At 39.1% G+C, this 24,749-nt stretch carries 28 protein-coding genes; 15 read left to right on the plus strand and 13 right to left on the minus strand.

The window, feature by feature from the left end:
- The first annotated feature begins 202 nt into the window (after window positions 1–202).
- On the plus strand, window positions 203–1,318 hold the full coding sequence (locus J7E57_RS17645; RefSeq protein WP_215131544.1) for an acyltransferase family protein: 1,116 nt from the start codon (window positions 203–205) through the stop codon (window positions 1,316–1,318).
- A gap of 445 nt (window positions 1,319–1,763) precedes the next feature.
- On the opposite strand, the gene J7E57_RS17650 is transcribed toward J7E57_RS17645, so the two are convergent.
- Window positions 1,764–2,639, minus strand: a complete 876-nt coding sequence (locus tag J7E57_RS17650; RefSeq protein WP_215131545.1) for an alpha/beta fold hydrolase — start codon at window positions 2,637–2,639, stop codon at window positions 1,764–1,766.
- 471 nt (window positions 2,640–3,110) lie between these two features.
- On the opposite strand from J7E57_RS17650, the gene J7E57_RS17655 reads away from it, so the two are divergent.
- The 3 genes from J7E57_RS17655 (at window position 3,111) to J7E57_RS17665 (ending at window position 4,199) form a co-directional block, all read left to right on the plus strand.
- Window positions 3,111–3,362, plus strand: a complete 252-nt coding sequence (locus J7E57_RS17655; RefSeq protein ID WP_215131547.1) for a hypothetical protein — start codon at window positions 3,111–3,113, stop codon at window positions 3,360–3,362.
- Window positions 3,363–3,470: 108 nt separating this feature from the next.
- Complete coding sequence (locus J7E57_RS17660; protein ID WP_215131548.1) at window positions 3,471–3,962, plus strand: cupin domain-containing protein; 492 nt, start codon at window positions 3,471–3,473, stop codon at window positions 3,960–3,962.
- 66 nt (window positions 3,963–4,028) lie between these two features.
- Window positions 4,029–4,199 carry a quinol oxidase subunit 4 gene (locus J7E57_RS17665; protein WP_215131549.1) on the plus strand — a complete coding sequence of 57 codons (171 nt, stop codon included), beginning with the start codon at window positions 4,029–4,031 and terminating at the stop codon, window positions 4,197–4,199.
- Between the two features lie 51 nt (window positions 4,200–4,250).
- Here the strand turns inward: J7E57_RS17665 and J7E57_RS17670 are convergent, their stop codons facing one another.
- Together J7E57_RS17670 and J7E57_RS17675 are read right to left on the minus strand one after the other, a co-directional pair.
- Window positions 4,251–4,757, minus strand: a complete 507-nt coding sequence (locus J7E57_RS17670) for a hypothetical protein (protein WP_215131550.1) — start codon at window positions 4,755–4,757, stop codon at window positions 4,251–4,253.
- Window positions 4,758–4,788: 31 nt separating this feature from the next.
- A complete protein-coding gene (locus tag J7E57_RS17675) occupies window positions 4,789–5,586 on the minus strand; it encodes a DUF4382 domain-containing protein (protein WP_131030679.1) in 798 nt (265 codons plus the stop codon).
- Between the two features lie 194 nt (window positions 5,587–5,780).
- On the opposite strand from J7E57_RS17675, the gene J7E57_RS17680 reads away from it, so the two are divergent.
- The 6 genes from J7E57_RS17680 (at window position 5,781) to J7E57_RS17705 (ending at window position 11,587) form a co-directional block, all read left to right on the plus strand.
- Window positions 5,781–6,065 (plus strand): hypothetical protein, encoded by a 285-nt coding sequence (locus J7E57_RS17680; protein ID WP_215131552.1) that lies wholly within the window; start codon window positions 5,781–5,783, stop codon window positions 6,063–6,065.
- Between the two features lie 4 nt (window positions 6,066–6,069).
- Window positions 6,070–6,921 carry a hypothetical protein gene (locus J7E57_RS17685; RefSeq protein WP_215131553.1) on the plus strand — a complete coding sequence of 284 codons (852 nt, stop codon included), beginning with the start codon at window positions 6,070–6,072 and terminating at the stop codon, window positions 6,919–6,921.
- A 5-nt stretch (window positions 6,922–6,926) separates the two neighbouring features.
- Window positions 6,927–7,601 (plus strand): response regulator transcription factor, encoded by a 675-nt coding sequence (locus J7E57_RS17690; protein WP_215131554.1) that lies wholly within the window; start codon window positions 6,927–6,929, stop codon window positions 7,599–7,601.
- Window positions 7,537–8,940 (plus strand): sensor histidine kinase, encoded by a 1,404-nt coding sequence (locus J7E57_RS17695; protein ID WP_251029961.1) that lies wholly within the window; start codon window positions 7,537–7,539, stop codon window positions 8,938–8,940. The genes J7E57_RS17690 and J7E57_RS17695 overlap by 65 nt, the downstream gene beginning before the upstream one ends.
- 201 nt (window positions 8,941–9,141) lie before the next feature.
- Window positions 9,142–9,957 carry a helix-turn-helix domain-containing protein gene (locus tag J7E57_RS17700; RefSeq protein ID WP_215131555.1) on the plus strand — a complete coding sequence of 272 codons (816 nt, stop codon included), beginning with the start codon at window positions 9,142–9,144 and terminating at the stop codon, window positions 9,955–9,957.
- Between the two features lie 76 nt (window positions 9,958–10,033).
- On the plus strand, window positions 10,034–11,587 hold the full coding sequence (locus J7E57_RS17705) for an FAD-dependent monooxygenase (RefSeq protein ID WP_215131556.1): 1,554 nt from the start codon (window positions 10,034–10,036) through the stop codon (window positions 11,585–11,587).
- Window positions 11,588–11,670: 83 nt separating this feature from the next.
- Here J7E57_RS17705 and J7E57_RS17710 read toward each other — a convergent pair whose 3' ends face one another.
- Together J7E57_RS17710 and J7E57_RS17715 are read right to left on the minus strand one after the other, a co-directional pair.
- Complete coding sequence (locus J7E57_RS17710) at window positions 11,671–12,402, minus strand: DUF3667 domain-containing protein (RefSeq protein ID WP_251029962.1); 732 nt, start codon at window positions 12,400–12,402, stop codon at window positions 11,671–11,673.
- A 5-nt stretch (window positions 12,403–12,407) separates the two neighbouring features.
- Window positions 12,408–12,656, minus strand: coding sequence for a hypothetical protein (locus tag J7E57_RS17715; RefSeq protein ID WP_215131558.1), 249 nt, complete (start codon window positions 12,654–12,656; stop codon window positions 12,408–12,410).
- An 85-nt stretch (window positions 12,657–12,741) separates the two neighbouring features.
- On the opposite strand from J7E57_RS17715, the gene J7E57_RS17720 reads away from it, so the two are divergent.
- Window positions 12,742–13,503 carry a response regulator transcription factor gene (locus J7E57_RS17720; protein WP_215131559.1) on the plus strand — a complete coding sequence of 254 codons (762 nt, stop codon included), beginning with the start codon at window positions 12,742–12,744 and terminating at the stop codon, window positions 13,501–13,503.
- 122 nt (window positions 13,504–13,625) lie between these two features.
- Here the strand turns inward: J7E57_RS17720 and J7E57_RS17725 are convergent, their stop codons facing one another.
- Window positions 13,626–14,084: a hypothetical protein gene (locus tag J7E57_RS17725; protein ID WP_215131560.1), complete on the minus strand. Its 459-nt coding sequence runs from the start codon at window positions 14,082–14,084 to the stop codon at window positions 13,626–13,628.
- A gap of 233 nt (window positions 14,085–14,317) precedes the next feature.
- Here J7E57_RS17725 and J7E57_RS17730 point away from each other — a divergent pair, with 233 nt between their 5' ends.
- Both J7E57_RS17730 and J7E57_RS17735 read left to right on the plus strand, forming a co-directional pair.
- The gene (locus J7E57_RS17730) at window positions 14,318–15,379 is read left to right on the plus strand and encodes a sensor histidine kinase (RefSeq protein ID WP_215131562.1); all 1,062 of its coding nucleotides are present in this window, start codon (window positions 14,318–14,320) and stop codon (window positions 15,377–15,379) included.
- A gap of 17 nt (window positions 15,380–15,396) precedes the next feature.
- Entirely contained in the window at window positions 15,397–16,107 is a 711-nt protein-coding gene (locus tag J7E57_RS17735; protein ID WP_215131563.1) for a LytR/AlgR family response regulator transcription factor, read from the plus strand.
- A gap of 53 nt (window positions 16,108–16,160) precedes the next feature.
- Here J7E57_RS17735 and J7E57_RS17740 read toward each other — a convergent pair whose 3' ends face one another.
- Window positions 16,161–16,901 carry an SDR family NAD(P)-dependent oxidoreductase gene (locus J7E57_RS17740; protein ID WP_215131565.1) on the minus strand — a complete coding sequence of 247 codons (741 nt, stop codon included), beginning with the start codon at window positions 16,899–16,901 and terminating at the stop codon, window positions 16,161–16,163.
- Between the two features lie 92 nt (window positions 16,902–16,993).
- Between J7E57_RS17740 and J7E57_RS17745 the strand changes: the two genes are divergently transcribed.
- Window positions 16,994–17,386, plus strand: a complete 393-nt coding sequence (locus J7E57_RS17745; RefSeq protein ID WP_215131566.1) for a winged helix-turn-helix transcriptional regulator — start codon at window positions 16,994–16,996, stop codon at window positions 17,384–17,386.
- Between the two features lie 91 nt (window positions 17,387–17,477).
- Window positions 17,478–17,948, plus strand: a complete 471-nt coding sequence (locus J7E57_RS17750) for a DinB family protein (protein WP_215131567.1) — start codon at window positions 17,478–17,480, stop codon at window positions 17,946–17,948.
- Between the two features lie 13 nt (window positions 17,949–17,961).
- Here J7E57_RS17750 and J7E57_RS17755 read toward each other — a convergent pair whose 3' ends face one another.
- The 6 genes from J7E57_RS17755 to J7E57_RS17780 all read right to left on the minus strand — a co-directional run bounded on the left by J7E57_RS17755 (window position 17,962) and on the right by J7E57_RS17780 (window position 24,679).
- On the minus strand, window positions 17,962–18,927 hold the full coding sequence (locus J7E57_RS17755; protein ID WP_215131568.1) for a helix-turn-helix transcriptional regulator: 966 nt from the start codon (window positions 18,925–18,927) through the stop codon (window positions 17,962–17,964).
- A 52-nt stretch (window positions 18,928–18,979) separates the two neighbouring features.
- On the minus strand, window positions 18,980–19,570 hold the full coding sequence (locus J7E57_RS17760; RefSeq protein ID WP_215131570.1) for a YdeI/OmpD-associated family protein: 591 nt from the start codon (window positions 19,568–19,570) through the stop codon (window positions 18,980–18,982).
- 594 nt (window positions 19,571–20,164) lie between these two features.
- Window positions 20,165–21,901: an STN and carboxypeptidase regulatory-like domain-containing protein gene (locus J7E57_RS17765; protein ID WP_215131571.1), complete on the minus strand. Its 1,737-nt coding sequence runs from the start codon at window positions 21,899–21,901 to the stop codon at window positions 20,165–20,167.
- Window positions 21,901–22,860: a FecR family protein gene (locus J7E57_RS17770; protein ID WP_215131572.1), complete on the minus strand. Its 960-nt coding sequence runs from the start codon at window positions 22,858–22,860 to the stop codon at window positions 21,901–21,903. Before J7E57_RS17770 ends, J7E57_RS17765 begins: the two co-directional genes overlap by 1 nt.
- Window positions 22,861–22,870: 10 nt before the next feature.
- Window positions 22,871–23,473 (minus strand): RNA polymerase sigma-70 factor, encoded by a 603-nt coding sequence (locus J7E57_RS17775; protein WP_251029963.1) that lies wholly within the window; start codon window positions 23,471–23,473, stop codon window positions 22,871–22,873.
- Between the two features lie 111 nt (window positions 23,474–23,584).
- Entirely contained in the window at window positions 23,585–24,679 is a 1,095-nt protein-coding gene (locus J7E57_RS17780; RefSeq protein WP_215131573.1) for a hypothetical protein, read from the minus strand.
- Window positions 24,680–24,749 lie beyond the last annotated feature (70 nt).

The raw sequence follows: 24,749 nt of genomic DNA on the forward strand, positions 1-24,749 counted from the left end.
AAATGACTTTCAAAAGAAGCCTTGTTGTTATCCAAACACTCAGCTCATTCAAGTTTTAACAGTCCTAAAACAATGTTCCGAATCGGCTTATCCATCAATCTCTTCACGCAGCCTTAATGTATTACGTATCATTATAGATGCAAAGTTATGGGGTAAAGAATCTTGGTTATTTTTATGGCTTGCTATTTTTACAAGCCCTTACATGCGTACTAACCTAAATAATGAGCTGGCCACCAAGCCACATTACCCTATATTAGATGGCCTTCGCGGTGTCGCAGCTATAATCGTTGTCACCTTTCACCTAACCGAGCCCTTAGGCACCGGGCACCTTGACATCCTGGTGAACCATGGCTATCTGGCTGTAGATTTTTTCTTTTTATTATCGGGTTTTGTAATGGGCTACGCTTATGACGACCGATGGAACAAAATGAGTGTAGGCAGCTTTTTCAAACGCCGTATTATACGTTTGCAACCCATGGTAATTTTGGGGATGACCCTTGGCGCTATCGGATTCTATTTTACAGATTCTACCATATGGCCCCTCATCCATACCATTCCGCTTTGGAAGATGCTGCTGGTGCTGTTTATTGGCTACACCATCCTGCCAATACCGCTATCGCTTGATATACGTGGCTGGCAAGAGATGCATCCCATGAATAGTGTGGGCTGGTCGTTGTTTTTTGAATACATTGCCAACATTCTTTATGCGGTGTGGGTCAGGAAGTTTTCTAAAACGGCCTTAAGTATCTTAGTGGTTATTGCGGCCATCGCATTGGCACAGCTGGCCATTACAAACGGCGATGTAAGTGGCGGATGGACACTGAATGTAGAACAAGTGCGTATTGGCTTTACCCGCACCCTATACCCTTTCTTTGCAGGTTTGTTACTTTCGCGTATTGCAAAGCCCACCCGAATTAAAAATGCCTTTTTATGGTGCAGCCTTTTGGTGGCGCTAGTACTTTATATGCCACGCATTGGCGGTGCAGAGCATCTTTGGATGAACGGGACTTATGAATCTGTCTGCATTATCATCGTGTTCCCACTCATTGTGTATATTGGCGCCAGTGGCGTACTGCAAACGCAAAGAGAGCATAAGATATGCAAATTTTTAGGCGATATATCCTATCCACTTTACCTGGTACATTATCCACTGGTTTATTTTTACGTGGCTTGGATCAGTAACCATAAAGGCACAACCATCATTCAGGCATGGCCTTATGCCCTGCTCATTTTAATAAGCAGCATTGTTTTGGCCTATGTCGCATTGAAATGGTATGATGAGCCAGTGCGCAAATGGTTGCGGAAAAAGTTTGCCTAAGATCGGGTTAGGCTTTAAAGAGGTTGTATCATAAATATAAAATTGTCATTCTGAGGGTTAATTTGTATAAAAATCAATATAGATGACAGCGTATTTTTGCAGTGATAGGCTGCGAAGAATCGTCATTGCGAGAAGGCTTTTTCAGCCGACGAAGCAATCTTACAACGATCGCTATCAGCGTGTGCATTAAGATTATTCATTTTTTGCAGTTGCTTTTAAAGGCATTCATGAGCTCACTCCGTTCGGTTATCTTCGTTCCTCGCAATGACGATCATCCTATTGGAGTCTGTCATTGATAGTCTATCGAAGGGCATTTAAATACCCCGTAAAGCGTTTCGACTACTTGTCCCGATTCATCAAGAAGCTCTCCGTAGGAGTCCTTTGGACAACGTGACAAGTTCGAAGGAATCACAACTTGTGACATAGACTCTTCTTTTGGTCTATATTACTTTAAAAAATCATTCAGATAAGCCAATATGGTTTTCGTCTGCATCATTAGGCTCACATGCCCCTGGCCAGGAACAATGGCCAAATGAGATTTTGGCATCGACCCCATATCGGCAAATTTGTCACCACCCAGTAATTGGTAGGTTTTACTCAGCTCTACTTTATCCAGGCCATCATTATCTCCTGCGATGATTAATACAGGTGAAGTAATTTTCGCAATATTGGCGTCGCCCATGTCGAATGTTGTCCCGGCAAAAACAATCATCTGTTCTATAAATTTTGTCCATTTTGTTTTGTCAGGCGCTACGGCATCATATGCCGTTTTCATAGGTGTATTTGCAAACATTTCAGGTTTCATATTTTTAAATGCATCCGCTATTTCAGGTCTCCAGCCAGTACTTTTATAAGTTGAAGAAATAATTACTAATTTTTTTACGCGTTTAGGGCTTTGTATGGCCAATTTATAAGCTATAGAGCCACCCATACTGTACCCTACAACATCAGCACTGTCTACTTTTAAATGATTCATTACACCTTCCACATCACTGGCCAGCGCAGCCTGATCTAATTTACGATCAGAAAAAGGTGTGTGTCCATGCCCCTGCAATTCGACGGCGATTACTTTTCTGGTTTTCGATAATTCGGGTATTAATTGCCCCCAGTTTGTTTCGATGGTCATAAAAGCACCATGCAGTAAGATGAGAGGTTTACCCTCACCGTATACTTCGTAATAAACTTTAAGGCCATTAACCGGTGCATAACCGCTCTCGGCAGGCTTAAGTTGTTGCGCTTTTGATTGAGCTGCTGCAAACATGATGATTGCAAAAAGTAGTACTGATTTAAGGATATTACCCATTTGGAATAAATTTTTCATAAAGCTATTTTAATTTAGTTTGAACGATATTAACGATACAAATATGCAGTTCATTCGGGGCTTTAACGCGACGTAAAAACGACAACTTCAGTGGCAAATTGCGACATTACGGATTTGAAGTTGATGCCTATACGCTTAGAAAATTTATTGTCTAAAAATCAATATAAATGACATGAGAATTTTTAGTGTATTTTAGGTCGAGTGAAATCGTCATCTCGACCGCAGTGGAGAGATCTTTTAAACATAGTCAAAAGATCTCTCCACTCCGCGTTGCTCCGGTCGAGATGACGACCTTTCTTTTGGAATCTGTCAATAGTAGCTTGTCGAAAGACTTAGTTAAATAACCTTTTGATTAAGCTGATTGAAAGAGTTTTTTTTTTAATTAAACCTGATCTAACGCTTTTAGTAGTTGCGTCTATCTCGTATATTTGAGCATTACCCACAGGGGATTACGCTCAAAAACCAGGCAAAATGGAACAAAAAAATCTAAAGGAATTAACAGATGAAGAACTGTTGCAAGAAGCAAAAAAAAAGAAATCAGCAGCCATAACCAATGCAGTATTAATTGGCTCTCTGATTGGTGTTATATTTTACAGCGTTATGAAAAACAGTTTAGGATTTTTGACACTCATCCCTTTGTTTTTCATCTATAAATTGGCAAATAATTCGAAATATGACAACAAAGAATTAGAAAATCTTTTAAAAGAAAGAGGATTGAAATAAAGGATGATAGCGGATTATCAATTAACGGCAGAATAATATCCCACATATCCTGGATAATCCTGGCCGATGGGTTGAAGAATAAAAATATACAGCGAAAATCTAAGCAACATGGAATCTAATATCACAATCATTAATAAAAATGAAGGCGAGTATTTAGGCATAGCAGGGGGTAATTACAGGATCATCATTTCTGGTGAGCAAACCAGTGGCAATTATGCAGTAATTGAAATGACTGTCCCTCCGGGTGGTGGTCCACCACCACATGCTCATCCCGATATACAGGAAATGTTCCATGTACTGGATGGAGAAGTGGAGTTTAAAACAGAAAATGGCAAACAAATCGTTTCAAAAGATGGCTTTGTAAATATCCCTCTTGGCGGAGCCATCCATTGCTTTAAGAATACCTCCGAAAAACCTGCACGATTGCTTTGCACGGTAGTACCCGCCGGACTGGAAAATCTATTTCAGGAAATAGGTACGACTGTTCTTCCTGGGCAAACGCTACCCATTCCTGAATTAACAGCGGAGCGGAAAGCTTTTTTAAAAGCGATGGATTTGAAATACAATCAGCAAACCTACCCCAAGGATTTTCTGGGATAGTAAATTCATGACTTGATTAATAAAAAAGATAACAGCAATTGGCACAGTTATCGCTTACTTATTATTATGAAACAGATATATCTTATTGTCGCATTATCGGTAATGCTGCTTACCAGTGCTTGTTATAGTGCCAGAACTGCTGGTAATAGCGGCAAAGTTCCTCCAGGGCAAGCCAAAAAAGGAACAGGTTCAAAATCGGCCAGACCTTTTGCTCCAGGGCAACAAAAAAGAAATTAAAAAAGAAAACCCTCCAAATTTGGAGGGTTTCTTTCTTTATTACACAAACAACTAATGTTTTCCCTTACCGTTTCCATGGCCTTTGCCATTTCCGTTTCCTTTATTAAAATGCTGTGAGGGTTTTCCTTTATCGCCTTTATAAACCTTGGCATTACCCTTAGCCGGTGAATATTTTTGTCCTTTGCTTTTCCCGATTGCCGATTGCCCATGGTTGCCTTTAAATTTGGCATATTTTACTTTGTGGGTCTTAAAATAACGGTAAGGTTGACGTGAGTTAATTACGACCTTGTAGCCGTTATATAAATCATATCCGCTATATCTCGGTGGAAGCGATGTGGTAAAAACCCAGCCTCCTGCACCCATATAAATAAACTGTTTTTTAGGCACATAATAATAGCTCTCAATATCGGGCAGGTAATAATAATCTACATAATCATAGCCGGTCGGCCCCCATGCAGGCTGCGCCCCAAGATTTATGTTTACACTTACCTGAGCCTGAGCTTTAAAAGTAAGGCTGCTGCTTACCACGAGTAACAACAGCAAGAATAGCTTTTTCATCGTTTTAAATTTAGATATGAATAATTGGGGTTTACTGTTTTAAAGTAACCGTGCCCAACGAAGTGTTTTGACCTAAAGCCACTTTAACAGCAGTAATGGTACTATCTCTATAACCAACAACCGGTGCAAATTTAACTGAGTAGGTACCTGAAGATAAGCCACCAACTGTAAATTTACCTGTTAAAGGATCGGCAACGGTACCCACAGTATCTGTACCAGCAATAACCAAAACTTCAGGATGACTTGCTAAAGGCAAAACAGTTCCCGAAATTAATCCGGTAGTTGCTGCTGTAATTCCACGTACCACTGGTTTTAATAAATATTTTCCGTTTCCGGTGCTTACGATAGATTTCGCCGCATCAAAGTCTAATAAAAGTGTATAAGCAGCGCCTTCAACCAATTCAGGATTAGCGGTTAATTTCACCTTCCAGCCTGATGTTTGTGCACTTGGCGTTTTAAGTTCCTGTTGAACCCCATTTACCACAATTGTATTTCCGGTTTCGTTAAGTACCAGTCTGATTTCGGTAATTTCACCTGAAGGCATTTCACCTGAAGCAACCAAAATATCAGGATTACTTGTACCGATCCTAAAATCAAGAATATCGAATATACCTGCACTTGCTGCAAATACATAAGGTTTATCGCCCGATACCAGTACAATCTCTTTTACACTTAAATTAATCTTATCGAAGTTACCCGGGGCATCGGTCATTTTAATCTGAACTTTAGTTGTTCCCTGGCTTGATTCATTTTTTTTACATCCATAAAAAGCAGTCATCCCGATTACAACGAAGACGGCTAAAATGGTATTTACAAAATTTGTTTTCATAACTGTAGATTTTATTTAAAGTTTTACGCTTCAAAGTTGAGGGCCGAAGATGAAACCAACATGAAATTTAAAATTTATTTTTTTCATCTTAATTTCATGTTGCCATTCTACTTTTGAAATGTGAGCGCACCATGTATGGTGGTTTTTAGGTAGGGTTTACCTCTTAGGGGGTAAACTTTTTTTATATTTATAAAATGATCCGATTCGCCGTTATTTTTTGCCTGGCAATTGCCCCGTTATCGGGTGTTTTTGCCCTGCAACAAAATCCTACCGCTTTAACTGTTTCAAATCAGCAGGAAGAACTGATTAAAAAACAGGATAAAGAAAAAAAAGACAAACAGCCCGAAAATCAAAAACCAGAGCCACTTCAGATCAAAGAAGTACCAAAAGCTAAAAGACAGGTAAAACCCATGGCGGTAAAGCCCAATGTAAAGGTAAAACCCATCAAGATTATTAAACCTAAGATTAAAAGGCCATAAATATATGCGCATCCGTCTCTTAATTTTCTTCTTATTTTTGGTGATATCGAATGTAAAGGCACAGCAAGATTCGACAAAAGCTACGCTTACACTTGCGGCCATGTACAATAGCAACATTAATTATTACGGCCAGGTTACCCCTGAAAAATATCCATATGTACTCTTTAACGCTACCTTACGGTTTCCAAGCGGTTTATATTTTTCGGGCGGTGGTTATAAGCTCTTAAATTATGGTTCAACCATTTCGGAAACAGATTTGGGCGTAGGTTACGATTATGATTTTAATGAAAAATTTACCGCCGGACTAGCTTATACCCATTCTTTTTTTCCTACTAATTCGCCCTTGCTCCAGGCATCCAATAACAACAACATCAATGCATCGGCCGCCTACCAATGGCCTTGGTTTAAAACAGATCTTAGTCTCGATTTGGCTTTCGGAAAGCAAACCGATGGATTTATCAGTTTTGGAAATTCAAAAGAAATCGACCTGGGAACGGTGTTCAACGAAAAGAATCTTATTTCAATTACGCCGGCTGTAGAGATTACAGCAGGTACCACCCACTTTTACGAAACCTATATCATCGAAAAAAACAAAAGGCAGAACGCTAATGGGAATGGAAAGGGGAAAAGTGATACCGCTCCCGGAATCGTTAACGGGAGTACCACCGAGGTAGTTGAAAACACAGTCAATCAGTTTAAATTATTGTCTTACAATTTTAAGTTACCTTTAAACTGGAGTAATGGAAATTTCCTTGCAGAGGCCAGTTATCAATTCTCCATACTTGGAAACAGAAAAGAAGAAAATGTAAAACATCAACAATCATTCTTTGGTTTAGCAGTTTATTATCAATTTTAATCCGCATGAAGGTACTGATCATAGAAGATGAAAAAACGCTTGCTTTTGAAATGGAAAAGTTTCTTAAAAAGGCTTTCTTCTTGTGCGATCTGGCCCATAGTTTTAAACAGGGTTTTAATAAACTAGAGCTAAACCAATACGATTATGTACTGATTGATTTGGGCTTGCCAGATGGTGATGGCTTTGAACTGCTCAGCAAGGCGAAGAAAAGCAACCCAGATGCGGCTTACATTATTCTTACGGCCAGAGGAAAATTAGAAGACCGGGTGGCGGGCTTAGACATGGGCGCAGACGATTATTTAGCGAAGCCTTTCTTTTTACCCGAACTTCAATCGCGGATGCAGGCCATTGCCAGGCGAAAATTTAAAGTGGCCGAGGAGTTAATTCCGCTCGGAAACTTTAACATCGATCTGCAAAAACGTTTTGTATTTTTTGAAGAAGAGCTGATTGAACTTTCGCGCAAAGAATTTGATCTTTTAAGCTACCTTTTACTGCATAAAAATAGGGTGCTTACCCGGATGCAATTAAGCGAACATATTTGGGGCAACTTTGTTGATGATGATTACGACTCGAACTACATTGATGCACACATTAAAAATATCAGGAAGAAATTAAATGGTTACGCCCCTACCGAATGGCTGGAAACTGTTAGAGGCGTTGGTTATAGAATTAAAAAGTAATTTGAAACTATCTACTAAACTTACTTTATTTATTACCGGATCTAAACTTGCCATTGTAGGTCTGTTTATCCTGTTGCTTCCTTTTCTGATCGGGCAGATCGCTTCTAACTACACCAACTTTTCACTTAGAAACCAACAGAAAAAAGTACTCCAAAATATCAATAAAAAGGGAATAGATTATTACTTCGAAGGGGATAACAGTTATGGAAGCTACACCATGCTGAAAGATGAATACATTGCACTCGAAACAGTAGCACAAACACTTAAATTAGATACCATACGCGATACCAAACGTATTGTAGAACAAGATACCATCGCGTATCGGGTACTGAGTTTTACTTTTCAAAAAAACCAAAAAAACTATCTCTTAGAAATCGGTAAAACCACGGCCAGCATCAACCTTTATAACGATGCGCTCCAACGTTTTGCTTTATACGTGCTCATCATACTTATTGCCCTAAGCATTATTATAGATTTGATTTTTACCCGGCAGTTAATTAAACCGCTTGGTCAGATTATCAAATTAAGGCTAACCAATAGCCGGTTTCCCTTTAAAAAGAAACATGGCCATATTAACACCAGTACACAAGACTTTAAATACCTCGATCATTCGCTCATTTCGTTAATGGACCAGATCAACGAGGCTTTTGAAAAGGAGCGGGAATTTACCGCCAATGCCTCGCATGAGTTTATGACGCCCATTAGTATATTACAAAACAAGATGGAAAACCTGCTTACCGAAGAATCGGCATCCGAAGCGGTACAAGAACACATTGTTGATATGATGAAAACACTGGAGCGGTTAAAGAAAATATCGCGTTCGCTCCTACTCATCTCGAGAATAGAAAATGAACAATTCTCCAAACAGGATGAGATAGAACCGCAAACCCTCTTTAATGAAATAGTGGAAGAAATAAGCCATAGGCTCGAGGAAAAAAACATTCAGATCAACATCGACCTTAGCCATAACAAACGTTTAAGCAACATCAATCATGATCTTCTATTTCAGCTCTTTTATAACTTAATTAACAATGCCATTAAGTTTAACAAAGAAAATGGTAGTATACAGATTTCTGATCATCTTGAAAAAGGTTATTATTCCATTCAGGTTAGCGATAGTGGCCAAGGCATTAAGGCAGAAGATATACCACATGTATTTGACCGTTTTAAAAAAACTGGTCATGCCGAAAATGCGGGCTATGGCTTAGGACTTGCCATTGTAAAAAGCATAGCGAATTACCTTAACTTAACGGTTGAGGTGCATTCAATACCGGGGGAAGGAGCAAGTTTTAAAGTTATTTTCGAAATAGAGCAACGCAATAACAAATCTATAACCTAGTGCTGGAAGTTTGGCAATAAATTTTTCATAAGAAGTGTCTTTTTTACATCCAATAATTAATTCTGGTAACCGAATATAATCATTAGCCATTCTTTTCAACAAATCAGAAAGCGAAAATCATTGCGAAGTTTTAGCCAATTGAAATAAGTGTAATAAGCACTATACTTGCATACAATCCCCTCGAATATGCCGCCATTAAAAATGCATCATCAAGAATTCGAACCTCCAGAGGAGCTGCAGGATACGATAAAGTGCTTTTGGTACAACAGAAGAGTATCTGGAGCAGAACTATCAAGCTTTGAAGTTGTACCTGATGGTTACGCAGAGATCATTTTTCACTTTGGAAGCGGCTGTAACATTTCTTCCAATGGTGAATTGCAACCCTTACCCTCACCTTTTATGATGGGATTACTTAATCAGCCTGCTATTTTTTACACGAAAAACCGTTTTGAGATCATTGGGATCAGGTGCTTTCCATGGACTGTATTCGATTTGCTCGGTCTCCCATCCAACAAACATGGATTACATCTATTTGAGCACCCCATGGCCCAGCTCCAACCCAAACTGAGCGCATTTATTCTTGATGGAAAAATAGATAAGGCGGTGGCAACAGTAAAGCAATATTTCTTACAGGCAAGGACGCACGTTGCTGCGAACAGCATGTTGTTCAAAGCTGGAATGGCAATGCAGGAAGCAAAGGGTACTATACCTGTGAGCGAGGTTGCGACGGCGGCCCACGTAACAGTGCGCACATTGGAAAGGAACTTTAAACGATCTTCAGGCCATACGGTTAAAGATGTATCGGGACTGATGCGTTTTGAGCAGGTACGCAACCAATTGGGGCATAATCCAGATGCCAACCTGGCCAGTTTGGCGCATGAGTTTGGTTATACTGATCAACCTCACTTGAGTAGAGAATTTAAACGTTATAGTGGCACTAGCCCTGCGGCATTCGCCCGAAAGGCAAAAAAAGGCAAACAAGTGTTAAACAACGACCTGCTTAATCTCTCATCCTGAACCCAACGGAGGATTGTCGCGTTTATACAAGCCTAATGCCTAAGCATTCCAGAATTTTGTGTTTTAATCATACGATATGAACACAACACTTAAAAATAAAAAACCCACACACACACCTACTTTTTACGATGTTATTATTTCTGGTGCCGGCCCTGTAGGCCTGTTCCTGGCCTGCGAATTGGCTTTAGCTAAATGTTCGGTTTTGATACTCGAAAAAACACTGGAGGCTCACTCGCCTTTAAAACAGCTTCCCTTCGGTATCCGCGGCTTGTCGGCACCAACAATTGGAGCGCTTTATCGCCGTGGTTTACTGCAAGAACTGGAAATACATAAACACCTTAAAAATCCTCACCAAAATGCCGTGCAGGGGCCACGTCGCCAGGCAGGTCACTTCGCCGGTATTCCATTTCACGACGGCGATATTGATACCACACAATGGAAATATCGCCTGCCAGGGTCTACACCTACCAGTTTAATTACTGAAATGGAGGAGCTGGAAAAGGTACTTTCACAGCGCGCAGCAATCTTGGGTGTCGAAATTAAACGAGGTTTTGCCGTTACAGGCTTCCATCAAAATAACGAAGGCGTAACTGTAGAGGCGGGTGGGCAATCTTTCGAAAGTAAATGGCTTGTAGGCTGCGATGGCAGCCGGAGTGTGGTACGCAAAACGGGCGGTTTCGAATTCGCCGGAACCGAGCCTGAATTTACGGGTTACTCAGCTAAGGTAGACATCCTCAGTCCAGAGCTGCTTAAACCAGGACGAAACGTAACGCCAACAGGGATGTACATGCAATCGCAGCCAGGTTATCTGGCCATACAGGATTTTGATGGTGGTGCATTTCATGGTTCGGCAAAGCCAGTTACACGAGAACATCTGCAAGACGTACTGCGCCGTGTTTCAAACACCGATGTTACCATCAGTACGCTCCATATTGCAAGCACCTGGACCGACCGCGCAAGGCAAGCTACAAGCTACCGCAACGGCCGCATACTTTTAGCTGGCGATGCTGCGCATATTCATGCACCTTTAGGTGGCCAGGGGCTTAACCTGGGTTTGGGTGATGCCATGAATCTGGGTTGGAAACTTGCAGCCACCATCTACGGAAAAGCTCCTGAAGGTTTATTGGATAGTTATGGTACAGAGCGACATCCAATTGGTGCGCAAGTACTCAACTGGTCTCGTGCTCAGGCAGCAATTATGAAACCTGATCCTAACGCCCGCGCATTACACGCAATTATTACCGACCTCATCAATACCGTTGATGGCGCCACCTATTTTGCGGGCAGGGTTTGGGGTGTTTCTACTCAAATTAATCTTGGTGGAAAGCATCCGCTGGTTGGTTGCAGTGTTCCTAATTTTAAATTTGAAAATGGAACAAAAATTGGCGAACTGATGCATAATGGCCGGGGCATACTGCTCAGTTTTAACCATGATACCTCACTGAAAAAGTTGGCTAGTGAATACAATCAGATCGATTATATTTCGACTCATGCGAAAAATCCATTTGGGTTATGTGCGGCATTGATCCGCCCTGATGGAATTGTAGCCTGGGCTACTAATAATGTGGTAGAAATTAGCGAACTGCAAAAAGTAATGGCAAGGTGGTTTGTAAATCAGCATATTGATTAACATAAAAAAAGGATGATCATAAGTTCTAAGTCTCATCTATTTTTGATAGCGATCATGCTAAAATATGGAAATTTCACGCCTGTTTAATGTTTGATCAACACATCGATTAAAACTCCAAAAAGCACTAACAAAAGCCCAAATGTTAACATCCCCAGGCTATATGCAATAATTGCTTTTAAATAGTTTACTGCTTTTTTCCCGTTAAAAAACTGTGCTATCGCCCAAGTACTGTAGGCTGCTCCTACAATACCCGAAACTTTCATCAAACTGATTTTGCTAAGTCCTTCGGCAATGGCAAAAACAGAAATGATTAACATGCCAATCCCCATAACAAAACACAGCAGAATCAATATTTCGAAAAAGTTATAGCTGTATTTTTTAAAAAATAGTTTTAACCATAGGGAAATGCAAACACCCATTAAAATATTGGCATAACCATAATGGCCCTGTACCCAATCGAAAATTAAACTAACACTAGTTTTTTTTACCTCGGTATATGCAACATAGCCTTCTTCAAGATGAAAGAAATGACTAATTACGGTATAAATTAACGAACTGATAATGATAAATATAACTGGCTTTACCAAGCGGCTGCGGTTCTCGGTAATGAATGTTCTGATATTTTGGCCAGGTCTGATGAGCAGTTCTTTTACGGTAAACAATATTCCTTTTTCGAAATGTAGAATATGTTGTATTTCATGTAGAATATAGTGCGCATCTACCCTTTTAACATGCGCCGGCTGACCACAACGGCCGCAAAAATCATCATTTACAACATGGCTGCAGTTTCTGCAATTTATTAGATCAGGATGCATATAATTTATTGGTTAATATTTGTTGCATCACGTAATCTGATCTCATCATTTACCGATTTTAAGGAGATGTAAATAGGCAACCAGGTGATGGGCAGCACCATTGCTGGGATGAATAATACCAATTTTGCCTTGAGAAAAAACAAGGCTAAAGAAATAAGCACTCCAAATATGATAAATCCAATTAAGGCACCTTTTAACTTCGACTTGGTTTTATTTAATTCTGCCAAGCTTAATTCAGACCATTTTTTCGTCATTCAAAATCTTTTCTATAAAAGTGGGCACAAAAATACTTTCAAAGGCTACACTTTAGTGTAAATTTGCTATTAAGCCATCCCTTAAATGAAAGATACTATTACCTCCGCTTTGCTTACTAAGAATAAGGTTGAAAAAATATCGACTGAAGACCTTCTCCAGCAGCAGGATTACATGGAAACTATAAAAGCTTTTGCGCGTTTAACCTACGAAGGCATATACGTAATCGATTACGAAAAAATGGCCTTTGAGTATGTTTCAGAAAATCCTATATTTTTATGTGGTTATTCGCCCGAAGAAGTATTGGGTTTAGGCTATGAATTTTATTTTAAAAATGTACCTGAAAAGGATCTTGCATTATTGAGTCTGATTAACGAAACGGGATTCGATTTTTTTGCCAAATTACCTGATGAAGAAAAAAAATACTATAGTATCACTTACGATTTTCATCTGATTAACCGGGAAGGTAAACCCACGTTGATTAATCATAAACTTACCCCCTTGTTTTTAACTGGCGAAGGTAAAATGTGGAAAGCGATGTGTATTGTCTCCATCTCGCACCATCAGCAGGCGGGTAACATCTGCATTTACAAACAAGGCACTGATGATCTGTGGGAGCTAAATATCGAAAGTAAAAGCTGGCAGAAATCACAGAAACCAAAACTCAGCAAGAGGGAAATCGAAATATTGCAATTGCACGCCCAAGGTTTAACCATTAACCAAATTGCCAAAAAAATATTTGTTGCCCCTGATACCGTAAAGTATTACAGGCGACGGATTTTTGAACGATTGGAAGTGAGTAATATGGTTGAAGCACTTTCACGTGCAGTTAACAGCAAAATGATTTAGTTAACGTCAACCAAAGAATGATTGTGATTTCGATTCCGAAGCACTTTGAATAATATATTAAACTAAAAATGCGCCCAGAAATTTAATCCGAACGCATTAGTATTTAACAACACTAAAAATGCTTAAAGACGCAGAATAGCTAGGGTTTCGCCCTTAGGAAGTTCTCTGGCTGTGTATTGAAGGCTCAATTCGCGGTTGGCATTTTTCTTTTCTAACTGCAAGAGTTCTTTTACCGCTATTGTCATATTTAAATCCGGACTGGTGGCATTGGCAAAAGCCCATTTCTTCAATATATTTCCTTTATCATCTTTTAAAAAAATGATTCGATCGGTACCTACACCCTTTTCGGTAGTACAATGCCTGTAGTTAATCCGCAACTGATCGCTTTCTTTAGCCGTACCCAGTTTCAGCATCCTTAAACTCAAAGGCTGGTTTACAGCCTGCTTTAAAATGAGTTTGTTGTTTAGATAAATTTCGTAGCTGTCTAACCCAAATTTAGAGGTAAAACCAAATGTGGTAAAGCACAGTGTAACCAGCGCAAATATCTTAATAAACGCCCAATTGAATTTGATTTGTTTCATATTACAAGTTTTTATTGAAAAAATTGATTCTTTCTACACAATATTAAGTTATTGAGGAGGGCAACAGAAAAATAATAGACCAATAACCGGAATAATAGATATGAGTATTTTTATCATTATATTCATCTACTATTTGTGTCGTTTGTCGATATAATTTTGCAGGTTAAATGTTTTTCGTTTCCTTTATTATCAACGGCATAACCCGTACCATCGATTGATCATTACCCACAAAAATGGATTCACTGGATAAACCGCTTAAACTGCCGTTTTCTAACCGCAGCGTTTCATTAAAATATGTTTTGATCCATGTTGCGTATTGGCTTCTCATTACGGGGTTCTTTATTTATGAGAAAAAATACCTGATTTATAAGGCCAGCATGCCCTATTTTATTGCCTGCGTAAGCGGTAGGATTGCCCTGCTCATTATCATCGCTTACCTTAACCTCCATTACTTTTTACCCAGATTCTTACTTAAAAAACGATACTTCGTCTATTTTGGATTGGTCCTTATTTCGGTAATTGGATATTTAACGGCGCAAAGTCTGTTTGATTACTATCTGTATGGTTATGTGGTCGGGCCTATGCGCAACAGCCACTTAATGGAAACCCTATCGTACAATTTTTTTAGTACGCTATGGTACCTGGGTTTAATGCTCGCGCTTAAACTAAGTATCGACTGGTATGGCCAACAACTTACTATTCAAAGGATAACAGTAGAAAAATTAAATGCAGAGCTTAATTTTCTGCGTGCGCAGGTAAACCCACATTTTCTGTTTAATGTATTGAATAACCTGTATGCACTAACCCTTAAAAAATCGGAGCTTGCACCAGATATTGTACTTAAACTATCAGAAATGATGGAATATATGTTGTACGACAGCAACGACGAAAAGGTATCGTTAGAAAAAGAGATCAGCTATCTGAACAGTTATATCGAATTAGAGCGGTTAAGATTTAGTGGGGCTGCAAATATTACGTTGAATAACAATACATCATTAAATGGCGCTGAAATTGCCCCATTGTTATTGCTTCCACTGGTCGAAAATGCGTTTAAACATGGGCTGAGCAAACAACCTGAAAACGGTTGGTTAAAGATAAATATCGCACTGGAGGGGAAAACATTTTCTTTCTTTATCGAAAATTTCAAACCATCATCAACCAGCGATAAAAGGAACGGAGGTATTGGCCTGAGCAATTTGCGAAACCGGCTCGAACTACTTTATCCCAATCGGCACCAGTTGGCGCTCGAGGATAAAAAAAATACTTTTAGCGTTAAATTGATCATTGAACTGTAGATTAAACAATTGAAAGCATGTTAAATGTTATTGTGATAGATGATGAGCCCCTTGCCCTAGAAATATTGGCAGGTTACCTGAAAAGAACTGAAAATCTATATTCAGTATCATTGTTTAGCCATGCAGGGGAAGCCTTATATTATTTAGAAAATAATAGAGCTGATGTATTATTACTGGATATTGAAATGCCTGAAATAACAGGAATTGACTTCTTAAAACAATTATCAGATCCTCCACTTACCATTTTTACCACTGCTTACCGCAATTATGCCTTTGAAGGGTTTGAACTTGGGGTAATCGATTTTTTACTTAAACCGATTTCTTTTCCAAGATTTTCTGCGGCAATGGATAAGGTAAAAGATTTTCTTGCGCTTAAATTACAGGATAACAAACTGGAAACAGGTGTACCTGAACCAGAGTTCATCTTCGTTAAAAGTGGGGTAAAAAGGATTAAACTTTATTTCGACCAGATTACGCATATCCAGGGTTTAAAAGATTATGCTATTATTCATACTGCAATAGAAAGGATTGTGATTAAGGGATCGATAAAGATGGTACAGGAAATGTTCCCGGCTCCGCTTTTTATCCGGGTACACAAATCGTTTTTAGTAGCCCACAAGGTAATTACACGAATAGCCCACAACCGGATAATCATCGGCACTCACCAAATCCCGATCGGGCGGAACTATCGTGAAACATTGGAGCAAAAGATTAATTTAAGCAGATAAACTTTGGCCGGGCTTTGCCGCCCCGACCAAAGCCTGGCTTATTGGCGATCGCTTTATGCGTTCAACCCACCGTCGATTGTTAAAAACGAACCGGTGATGTATCTGGCTTCTTCGCTTGCAATAAAGCTTACAAATGATGCAATATCTTCTACCGTTCCATAATCTGGCAAAGCCATACGGGTTCTCAAGAAATCAGCCAATGGTGTATCTGCGGGATTCATATCGGTATTGATTGGTCCGGGCTGAATCAGGTTTACCGTAATTTTTCGGGCACCAAGATCGCGTGCTAAACCGCGTGTAAAACCCTGAAGGGCCGATTTACTCATGGTATACAAAGTGGTTTCAGGACCAACAGCATTATCACCCATATTGCTGCCAATGGTAATGATCCGGCCACCTCCAGGCATGCCTTTTACCGCAGCCAAAGCTGCCACAAAAACTGCTTGTACATTAACGGCCATAATTTCGTTATAGTCTTCAAGTGTATGTTCTTCAAATGCTTTGCCAATGTAAATACCGGCATTATTGATCAGGATATCAATGTGGCCAAAATCGGCGATTGTTTTAGCTACTGCGCCAGTTACTTCAGCTGGTACGGTACTGCTTGCTTTTAATGCTACAGCAAGCCCACCCGCAGCTTCAACCTCAGCCACTACGGCCGAAGCTTTTTCTGGTGAATTGGCATATGTAAATACCACTTTCGCACCTTCTGCGGCTAATCTTTTTACAATTGCTGCACCTATGCCCCTGCTTCCTCCTGTTACCAACGCAATTTTATCTGTTAATTTTTTCATCTGTATTTTTTAAATTTTATGCTAAAGTAAAAGAGATACTTTACATTTGCAGGTAAGCAACAAATTGTTAGGTACTAACAAAAAAGTAAGAAATGAGAAAAGAAACATCAACCAATGCTTTGAACGAAAAAATGATGATCGACAGCTGTGGCATGTCCTCGTCGCTGGCGGTAATCGGTGGAAGGTGGAAACCCGCTATATTGTGCCGCCTTTCTTATGGCACCATGCGATATGGTGAACTTAAAAAAGACATTATCGGCATATCAGAAAGGATGTTGGTGGCCCAGTTAAGAGAACTGGAGAAAGACCAGATTATTACCCGGGTTGTTTTTCCTGAAGTGCCACCAAGGGTAGAATATCGCCTTACCGATTTGGGCCGTACCATGAAACCAATGCTGGATGCGATGTCTGACTGGGGCAATATGTACCGGAAGCACATTAACCAAACACAAGATTTATCTGCTAGCGTATTGCAAGACAAATAAATTTTCAATAAAAATAATATCCCGTTTTTCGACTGACAAACAGCTGTCATAGGCCAGCCTTAGTTTTGTTCTATTAAATTAATATAACAAGATGTCAGCAACTATGATTACTAAAAGCGAATTATTACAGCATTGGTTAGGCCACAGAAAACTAACCAGAAAAACCATTGAAAAATTTCCCGAGAAAGAATTATTCGAATTTTCGATCGGTGGAATGAGGCCTTTTTCTGCATTAATTAAAGAGTTGGTATCGATTAATGTTCCTGGTTTAAAAGAAATGGTCACAAGAGAAACAGCTCCCTTTAGTCATGATCTTCCGCTTAATAACAAAGAAGAACTACTAGCAAAATGGGATGAGGATACCCCAAAAATTGTGGAATATTTTAACCAAATCGCTGAAAATCAGCTTCATGAAACAATTAAATTATTCGGGCAGTACGAGTTTTCGATTATTAGCCACCTTTTGTATTTCATTGATAACGAAATACACCACCGTGGCCAGGGCTTTGTGTATTTAAGGGCCTTAGGTATTGAGCCTCCATTTTTCTGGGACCGTTATTAAAAAACAAAAGCGCTTAAAAAAGCGCTTTTGTTTTTATTCTCTTTAAACCAGCTTCCATTATTTCAATCAGCTCGTTGTTTAAATGGGCTGGTTCTATAATCTCGGCAACATCAACAAATTTAACAAACCAGCGGACAAAAGAAACAACAGATAGGGAACAGTCGAAATACATGACCACAAAATCACCTGAAATTTCTTCGCCTGTAAATCCGAAAATCTGCCGTTCCCAATATAGAAAATGTGCATACTTCCGGTCTACCCTAATTTCGACTTTCATCACATTTTCAGATAGACTTTTATCCCTGAATTCGTTAATTGGTGGGTGTGCAATAGTAAAGTTTTCTTCAAGCACCAGAACTTTTTTAATCCTGTCTAACCTAAAATTGCGGTAATCTTTCCTTAAATGGCAATAGGCTAAAAAATACCAAAGACTGTGTTCGTAGAATACGCCGATTGGCTCTACTGATCTTCCTATCGGATGAATATCACCGCCTTTGAGATAATTGATATGGGTTATTTTTTTCTTTAAGGTGCTATTGAGTAAAACATCGATAATGTTAGGCAGGTAATCATTAGATTTAAAATCGTTTTTAAGATGTATTGTGTCTTCTAAATGCAGGAAATCTCTTTTTTGATGCACCTGAAAAGAACTTTTTATTTTGATAAGTGCTACCTCAAAATGTTTTTTAATAAACTCGGTTTCATGTTTCTGCATCACTTTTTCGGCAACCATTAAGCTGAGAATTTCTTCCTGACTAAACCTTGATGGCTGTAACCTAAAGCCTTCCATAATCGAATAGCCAGATCCTGATTCATTTACGATAGGAATGCCGGCAATCTCAAGGGCTTTTAAATCCCTGTAGATCGTTCTTATACTGATTTCGAACCGCTTTTGTAATTCTTCAGTAGTTACTACAGATTTAGATTGCAATAGAAAAAATATCTGTAATATCCGGTCAAATCTTTTGGTAATATCCATTTTTAAAAATGTTGGGTATTTAATTAAACAGCTAATTTATATGGCTTGCCCCTTAGCGGAGAAATTGCTTAGGCAATCCGTTTTCTGATGAAGATTTTACAAATTCAAGAATTCTGTTTTGCCGGGTTTCTGCTTTTTTTGCCATTAAGATCCATTGTAAGATGGCTTTCTTAGTGGATTTACTTAGGCCAAGAAAAAAAATCTTTGCCTCTTTTCTGTCTTTAAATTCTGCAGCTAAATCTTTAGGTATTTTAAGTGTTTCTACTGCATCCAAAGCTGCCCATGATCCATTTTGTTTTGCCCTTTTAATGACTGCTAAACCTGCTTTCTCGATAAGATCTTGTGCCAACAGGCGCTGTACCTTTTCCTTATTGATTTTCGACCAGACACTATTGGGTTTCCGTTTACAGAAAAACTGCATAAACCTCTCCCTATCTATGGGCTTTTTTATACTGTCTATCCAGCCGAAACAAAGGGCCTCATCTACAGCTTCACTCCAGGTAATGCTTGGCAAACCAGAACCCTTCTTGCCATAAACAAGCCAAACCGACGATTTAAGATCATGATGGGCGGCCAACCAGTCCCGCCATTCTTTGATGTTGACGGGACAAAAAGTTCCTATATCTTTTACTTTGTTTTCCACTATTTCGCAATCAGTAAAATAATTTTTATGAACATTTTGAACATAAATTATTTTTAATTATGCAACAAATTTAGCAAGCCCGGTGACAACCCTATGGCAGTGTTGATTATATCTTTTATAAATATAAAAACCCTTAGAAAACAATTTTCATTCTGTTTGAGGCAGGTCTCCTTCTTTATCTGGATAATACAGGTGTACATCCTGCCGTGGAAAAGTAATGGATATATTAATTGGCTTATGCCTCCGAAATGGCCACAATCAGATGGCTTCGGGTAGCATAGGCATCTGGGTGCAACCAAACTTTGCGTCGCTTTTAAAGTAAAGACGCCGACAGAAGTTGATGCATTAAATATATGCGATCGTTATAATCACAATCCAGATAAGACTAAATACCCCACCAAAATAAACCATAGGCATATGTTGCTTTAAGGTTTTCTTTATTATGGCGGTGTAAAGGATCCAACCAAAAAAGGCAATAAAATATAAGGGAACCGCGAATAATAACATAAGATTAAATTGGTAATCAAATATAACAAAAGTTGATGAAACACTTCCTAATTACGGCTAATTAAGGGACTATAAATCAGGCAAAATCTACAGTGAAACTACAACACCAAAGTTCCAGCCTAGCCAACCTTGTGTGCCGTTCCTAAAGCTATGATGCCAGGCAGGAGCCAATTCTTTTTTATATTTTTCGCCAGGAATAGCCTCTCCCTTCACGTAATATGAATACGCAGGTCCTGCAAAAAAAGCAAGTCTCGACAAAGCATTAAACTGCAGGTTTGCCTGGAGCCTATAGAGGTTGTTTGCTTCTTCAAAATTGCCGAGATATATGGATTGAATGGTTCCTTCGGCGGAGATAGCAAAGCGTTTGTTTAATATAAAATCATGACCAAGGCCTAATCCAAAAGTAAATGCTTGGGCAGTATCTGAAAAATTTTTACCCGCAATTAATAAGGTATATAATTTGGCATTTCCGGTTTTAAAGGCGATGTTGGTATTGATTACCTCGTTGTTATATACTGTTATTTTGCGGTAGCCATTATTGGATAGGTTGATCAACCCGATACTGATACCCGATGATGAATCGGCCAGATTTACCACAGCCAGTTGAAAACCGTCCATGTTTTTAGCTTGATTAACCAATCCGGCAAGCTGCATACCCTTTAAACGGCCTGAGGTTTTATTCAATACACCTGCCAGCTGAACCCCTGTGGTATTTTTACTCACATTAATCAGTCCGGCTACTTGCACTCCTTTAACATCTTTGCCAGCAAGATTGCCCACCCCGGCCAATTGCGCTCCTCTAACCTTACTTTCTACCCTATTTAATAAACCGGTCACCTGCAAACCATCTACATTCATATTTACATCGTTGTAGGCACCCGAAAATTGAGTGCCTTTTACTGATCCGCCAACTACATTGAACAAGCCCGCTACCTGAATCTTTTTAATATCGCCTTTGGTTAAATTAAACGCACCCGCTATTTCAAAACCATTTGTTCCGGCAGTATAACCACCAAGTACATTTAAAGATGCCTTGTTTACCACACTAGAACTCATGCTGCCATGCGAACTTAAGCCAGGGGTAAACGATGCCTGAAATGGTGTCTGTGCCAAAAAATCAGGAATATTAAGATTCTGGATGCGTTGCTTTGAGGAAAGCAAAAAACGCCATATACCCCGCCCTCCAAATGTGTTGGTAAAAAATGCGCCTTTCTCTTTGTCCGGATCTTCGTATTTCTCAGGTTTTATATTGATGTCAGCCAGGAAAACCAGGGCTGTATCGCGATAGGTTTCTTTACTTGCCGTTAAAATTACGCCATTGTGCTCGCCTCTAAAACGCAATGTAAAATAACCATTGTTATCTGTAAGTGCAGCCTGAAGCAGTTTTTTTTCGTAAACACTGGCCTGTTTAACTTTATTGCCTGTTCGGGTATCAACTACATAACCGCTTATTGCATATTCATTGTCGCCATTAGCAATGTGTTCTGCTTCTATTGTTAAATGATTTACGGCATAGCGAAGAATAATGTATTCGGCATTTTCTTTATAATCTACCTTACCATCAAATAGCTGATCTAAAACTTCACGTACCGGAACATTTTTAACATTCAGGCTAACCAGACTATCCTGCCTGAACAGCACGCCGTTGTAAGAAAAATAGAATCCGCCAGCTTTGCTTATCATCTGCAAAACATTGCCAACCCGTTCCTGCTTAACATTTAAGCTTATTCCTTTGGATAAATTCCTTCTATAATCGACTGTGGTAACCTGTGCGCTACAATAGCCCGAAATAAAGAGCAATAAAATAATTAGTCCTGTCTTCATTATTTTTTAGCAGACAACAAAATGGTGTTGCCATTACGGGTCAAGTTTAAATTTAAAGTTTCACAGGTAACGATCAGAATATCATTTAACGAATCCATTTTGAAAGTGGTGGTAATGGTTAAATCTTTAACTTTATCATCTAACATAATATTACTTCCGTAGGCTTCATTTAAAGTGTTAACCAGTTTCCATAACGGAAGGTTATTGCCCTGAATTAATCTGGTTCTGTAATAGTTGTAAAGCTGATCGGTGCTTTGTTCTTTTACCAGTTTACGGGTATTGCCGTCGATGTGGATTTTTTCACCTTTATAAAGCTTAATTTCATCATTGGCCATGCGCACCTTCACAATTCCGGTTTCTACGTTAATTTCGGTATCCTTTTTTATATGCTTAATATTGAACGAGGTACCTACTACTTCTACACTTATCTTTTCGATATCGATTACAAAAGGATGCGTTTTATCTTTGGCTACATCAAAAAACACGTCACCTTGTTCCAACTTCAGTTTTCTGTTGTTTTTAAAGTTAGTGGCATAGCTTATTTTGGAATTCTTGTTTAAGGTAAGCGCCGATCCATCAGGTAAGGTTTCGGTACGTACCTGGTAGGTAGCCGTGAGTTCGGTATATTTTCCGGGGCCGTATAAACTATATGCGATCCATCCCCCAACGGCAATAAACAATACCGCAGCCATCCTTAGCCAAACTTTAGCAACATTTAACCCCTTACCGTTGTTACCTTGCTGTTTTAAATCTGCTCTTCTCGCCTTAAAACTTGCCCATGCCTGCTCTTCATCCCTTTTGTTTTCGTTTTTTAGGGTGTTGCTTACCTGCCATATGGTTTCTAACTGGGTAAAATGTTTTTTATTGGCTTCGGCAGCGTTTAGCCACTTTTCTACCTTTTCGTTTTCTTCTATAGTACTTTCTTTTAGAAGAATCTTTATCAATAATTCATCAGTCATGCGCTTTCTTCTAATTAAAAAAATCGTTGTAATACCATAATCCGAGTAAAATAAACACCAGGAAATCGGCAAGTTTTAGTCTTAAAATCCTTAAAGCCTTTCCCATTTGATTTTCTACCGTTTTGATTGATAGCCCTAAATGATCGGCAATTTCGCGGTATTTCAATTCTTCGAACCTGCTCATTTGAAAAATGGTGCGGCATTGTTCTGGTAAATGGTTCAGGGCATCTCTTAAATGCTGCTGTAGTTCAGTAAATTCGATTTTTGCAGCAGCAGGTTCATGTTCTGTATTCATGGTGTGTACCGTAAATTCCTGGTATTTGCTTTTGGTTTTTTCCTGTTTAATGTAGTTTAAACTATCGTTGTAAACACACTTGTAGAGGTATGCTTTTATAGATTGTATTTTAAGGTTTTCTCTTTTTTCCCAAAACTTTAAGAACATTCCCTGTACAATTTCTTCAGCAACATCTTCATCTTTTAAAATCACCTGAGCATAAGCGTGCAGTGCATTGTAATGCGTTTTGAACAAATGTTCAAATGCGATATCATCATGGTATTGATGGCTGATTTCGGAAGCTACTACTGTTAATTCCACGGGTTTAATTGTAATCAAATATATATGTTTATTAATTATTGAATTTTGAATGATTATTGAGTAAGTGTTGGATGTATGCAAAACTCAATCATTCCCTCATTCAAAATTCAGTCATTCAATAATTCATTTTTAAAAACTAATTGCCAAACCACCTGTATAACCTAAAAACAGGGCATGTAAGGTATCGTCTTTTCTATCCCAGCTTTTCACATAGTGTTTCTGTAGGGTTTTTCCTTCTTCGGTATTGGTTGATACAAAATTGAACGATGGCCCTGCAAAAATTTCTAAATTCTGACCTATCCTAAGCGAAGGCAGTAACTGAAAGGTAGATTTGAAATAATTGCCACGTTTAAAGTTTTGCAATGAACCCGCGGTAAGTTCTGCATTTAGCCTAAAGTGTTCTGATTGAAAAAAGTGAGCGCCTAAACCTGCTTCGAAAGCATAAACCTCATCTTTATTTTTAAAGTTATAACCAGCGCCGATAATACCATATAATACTTTCCCGCCCGATCTGAATGTGGCCATGGTAGTTAAATTCTGGTTGGTAGTTAAAGCAATGCTTTTCTCGCCATTTTTAACAATATTAATAATCCCAATCGGATAATCACTGCTATCGGCCACGTTAATAAAACCAGCAAGCTGAACGCCTTTCACTTTCTTTGCCACATTGATAAAACCTGCAATTTGCGATCCTTTTACGTCGGCGGCTTTATTCATAAAACCTGCAACCTGCACGGCAGAAACATTTTTCGAAGTCCAGTTCATAAAACCAGCTACCTGCGCACCACTGTTCTCTTTTGAGATATTGGCGAAACCTGCAATAGCGGCCCCATTCCCTCCACCATAAGTATTGATAAAACCCGCAAACTGTGCCCCACTTGCTTTGCCACCAATGTGGTTAGAAAAACCTGCGAACTGTGTACCGCTTGCATTTTTACGCACGATATTGGAAAGGCCTGCAAATGAGAGCCCTTTTTCTGCTGCCGAAACACCAACCAAAATGTTTAAAGAAAATACATTTGTATCTAGTGCTGCATGGGTTCCGTTTGTGCTTACCGGGTATACAAAACCCACATTTACTTTACCTTTTTTGCCTTCTTGTGCAAAACCATTTAAACCTGTGCTTAATAGTATAGCTAAACCTAATGCTTTAACACCGGATGCTTTTTTGAAATTGATGCATGCCGTAAAGCGGTTTTTAATTTTTGTCGAAGTTGTGTCCATTTCTGTCTAATTTTAAAATGAGACAACAAACACGACACTTACCCCTACGTGCGGCAAAAAAATATTTCAG

Source organism: Pedobacter sp. ISL-64, assembly GCF_018613605.1.
Lineage (GTDB): Bacteria > Bacteroidota > Bacteroidia > Sphingobacteriales > Sphingobacteriaceae > Pedobacter.

Bases quoted from the DNA above. Each gene is read 5' to 3' on its own strand.
- J7E57_RS17740 (WP_215131565.1), bottom strand. From the start codon at position 16,901: ATGAAAAAATTAACAGATAAAATTGCGTTGGTAACAGGAGGAAGCAGG.
- J7E57_RS17665 (WP_215131549.1), top strand. From the start codon at position 4,029: ATGAAACAGATATATCTTATTGTCGCATTATCGGTAATGCTGCTTACC.
- J7E57_RS17670 (WP_215131550.1), bottom strand. From the start codon at position 4,757: ATGAAAAAGCTATTCTTGCTGTTGTTACTCGTGGTAAGCAGCAGCCTT.
- J7E57_RS17690 (WP_215131554.1), top strand. From the start codon at position 6,927: ATGAAGGTACTGATCATAGAAGATGAAAAAACGCTTGCTTTTGAAATG.
- J7E57_RS17720 (WP_215131559.1), top strand. From the start codon at position 12,742: ATGAAAGATACTATTACCTCCGCTTTGCTTACTAAGAATAAGGTTGAA.
- J7E57_RS17765 (WP_215131571.1), bottom strand. From the start codon at position 21,901: ATGAAGACAGGACTAATTATTTTATTGCTCTTTATTTCGGGCTATTGT.
- J7E57_RS17680 (WP_215131552.1), top strand. From the start codon at position 5,781: ATGATCCGATTCGCCGTTATTTTTTGCCTGGCAATTGCCCCGTTATCG.
- J7E57_RS17715 (WP_215131558.1), bottom strand. From the start codon at position 12,656: ATGACGAAAAAATGGTCTGAATTAAGCTTGGCAGAATTAAATAAAACC.
- J7E57_RS17755 (WP_215131568.1), bottom strand. From the start codon at position 18,927: ATGGATATTACCAAAAGATTTGACCGGATATTACAGATATTTTTTCTA.
- J7E57_RS17645 (WP_215131544.1), top strand. From the start codon at position 203: ATGCGTACTAACCTAAATAATGAGCTGGCCACCAAGCCACATTACCCT.
- J7E57_RS17655 (WP_215131547.1), top strand. From the start codon at position 3,111: ATGGAACAAAAAAATCTAAAGGAATTAACAGATGAAGAACTGTTGCAA.
- J7E57_RS17685 (WP_215131553.1), top strand. From the start codon at position 6,070: ATGCGCATCCGTCTCTTAATTTTCTTCTTATTTTTGGTGATATCGAAT.
- J7E57_RS17660 (WP_215131548.1), top strand. From the start codon at position 3,471: ATGGAATCTAATATCACAATCATTAATAAAAATGAAGGCGAGTATTTA.
- J7E57_RS17770 (WP_215131572.1), bottom strand. From the start codon at position 22,860: ATGACTGATGAATTATTGATAAAGATTCTTCTAAAAGAAAGTACTATA.
- J7E57_RS17735 (WP_215131563.1), top strand. From the start codon at position 15,397: ATGTTAAATGTTATTGTGATAGATGATGAGCCCCTTGCCCTAGAAATA.
- J7E57_RS17675 (WP_131030679.1), bottom strand. From the start codon at position 5,586: ATGAAAACAAATTTTGTAAATACCATTTTAGCCGTCTTCGTTGTAATC.
- J7E57_RS17695 (WP_251029961.1), top strand. From the start codon at position 7,537: ATGGTTACGCCCCTACCGAATGGCTGGAAACTGTTAGAGGCGTTGGTT.
- J7E57_RS17750 (WP_215131567.1), top strand. From the start codon at position 17,478: ATGTCAGCAACTATGATTACTAAAAGCGAATTATTACAGCATTGGTTA.
- J7E57_RS17650 (WP_215131545.1), bottom strand. From the start codon at position 2,639: ATGAAAAATTTATTCCAAATGGGTAATATCCTTAAATCAGTACTACTT.
- J7E57_RS17745 (WP_215131566.1), top strand. From the start codon at position 16,994: ATGAGAAAAGAAACATCAACCAATGCTTTGAACGAAAAAATGATGATC.
- J7E57_RS17730 (WP_215131562.1), top strand. From the start codon at position 14,318: ATGGATTCACTGGATAAACCGCTTAAACTGCCGTTTTCTAACCGCAGC.
- J7E57_RS17780 (WP_215131573.1), bottom strand. From the start codon at position 24,679: ATGGACACAACTTCGACAAAAATTAAAAACCGCTTTACGGCATGCATC.
- J7E57_RS17700 (WP_215131555.1), top strand. From the start codon at position 9,142: ATGCATCATCAAGAATTCGAACCTCCAGAGGAGCTGCAGGATACGATA.
- J7E57_RS17710 (WP_251029962.1), bottom strand. From the start codon at position 12,402: ATGCATCCTGATCTAATAAATTGCAGAAACTGCAGCCATGTTGTAAAT.
- J7E57_RS17705 (WP_215131556.1), top strand. From the start codon at position 10,034: ATGAACACAACACTTAAAAATAAAAAACCCACACACACACCTACTTTT.
- J7E57_RS17725 (WP_215131560.1), bottom strand. From the start codon at position 14,084: ATGAAACAAATCAAATTCAATTGGGCGTTTATTAAGATATTTGCGCTG.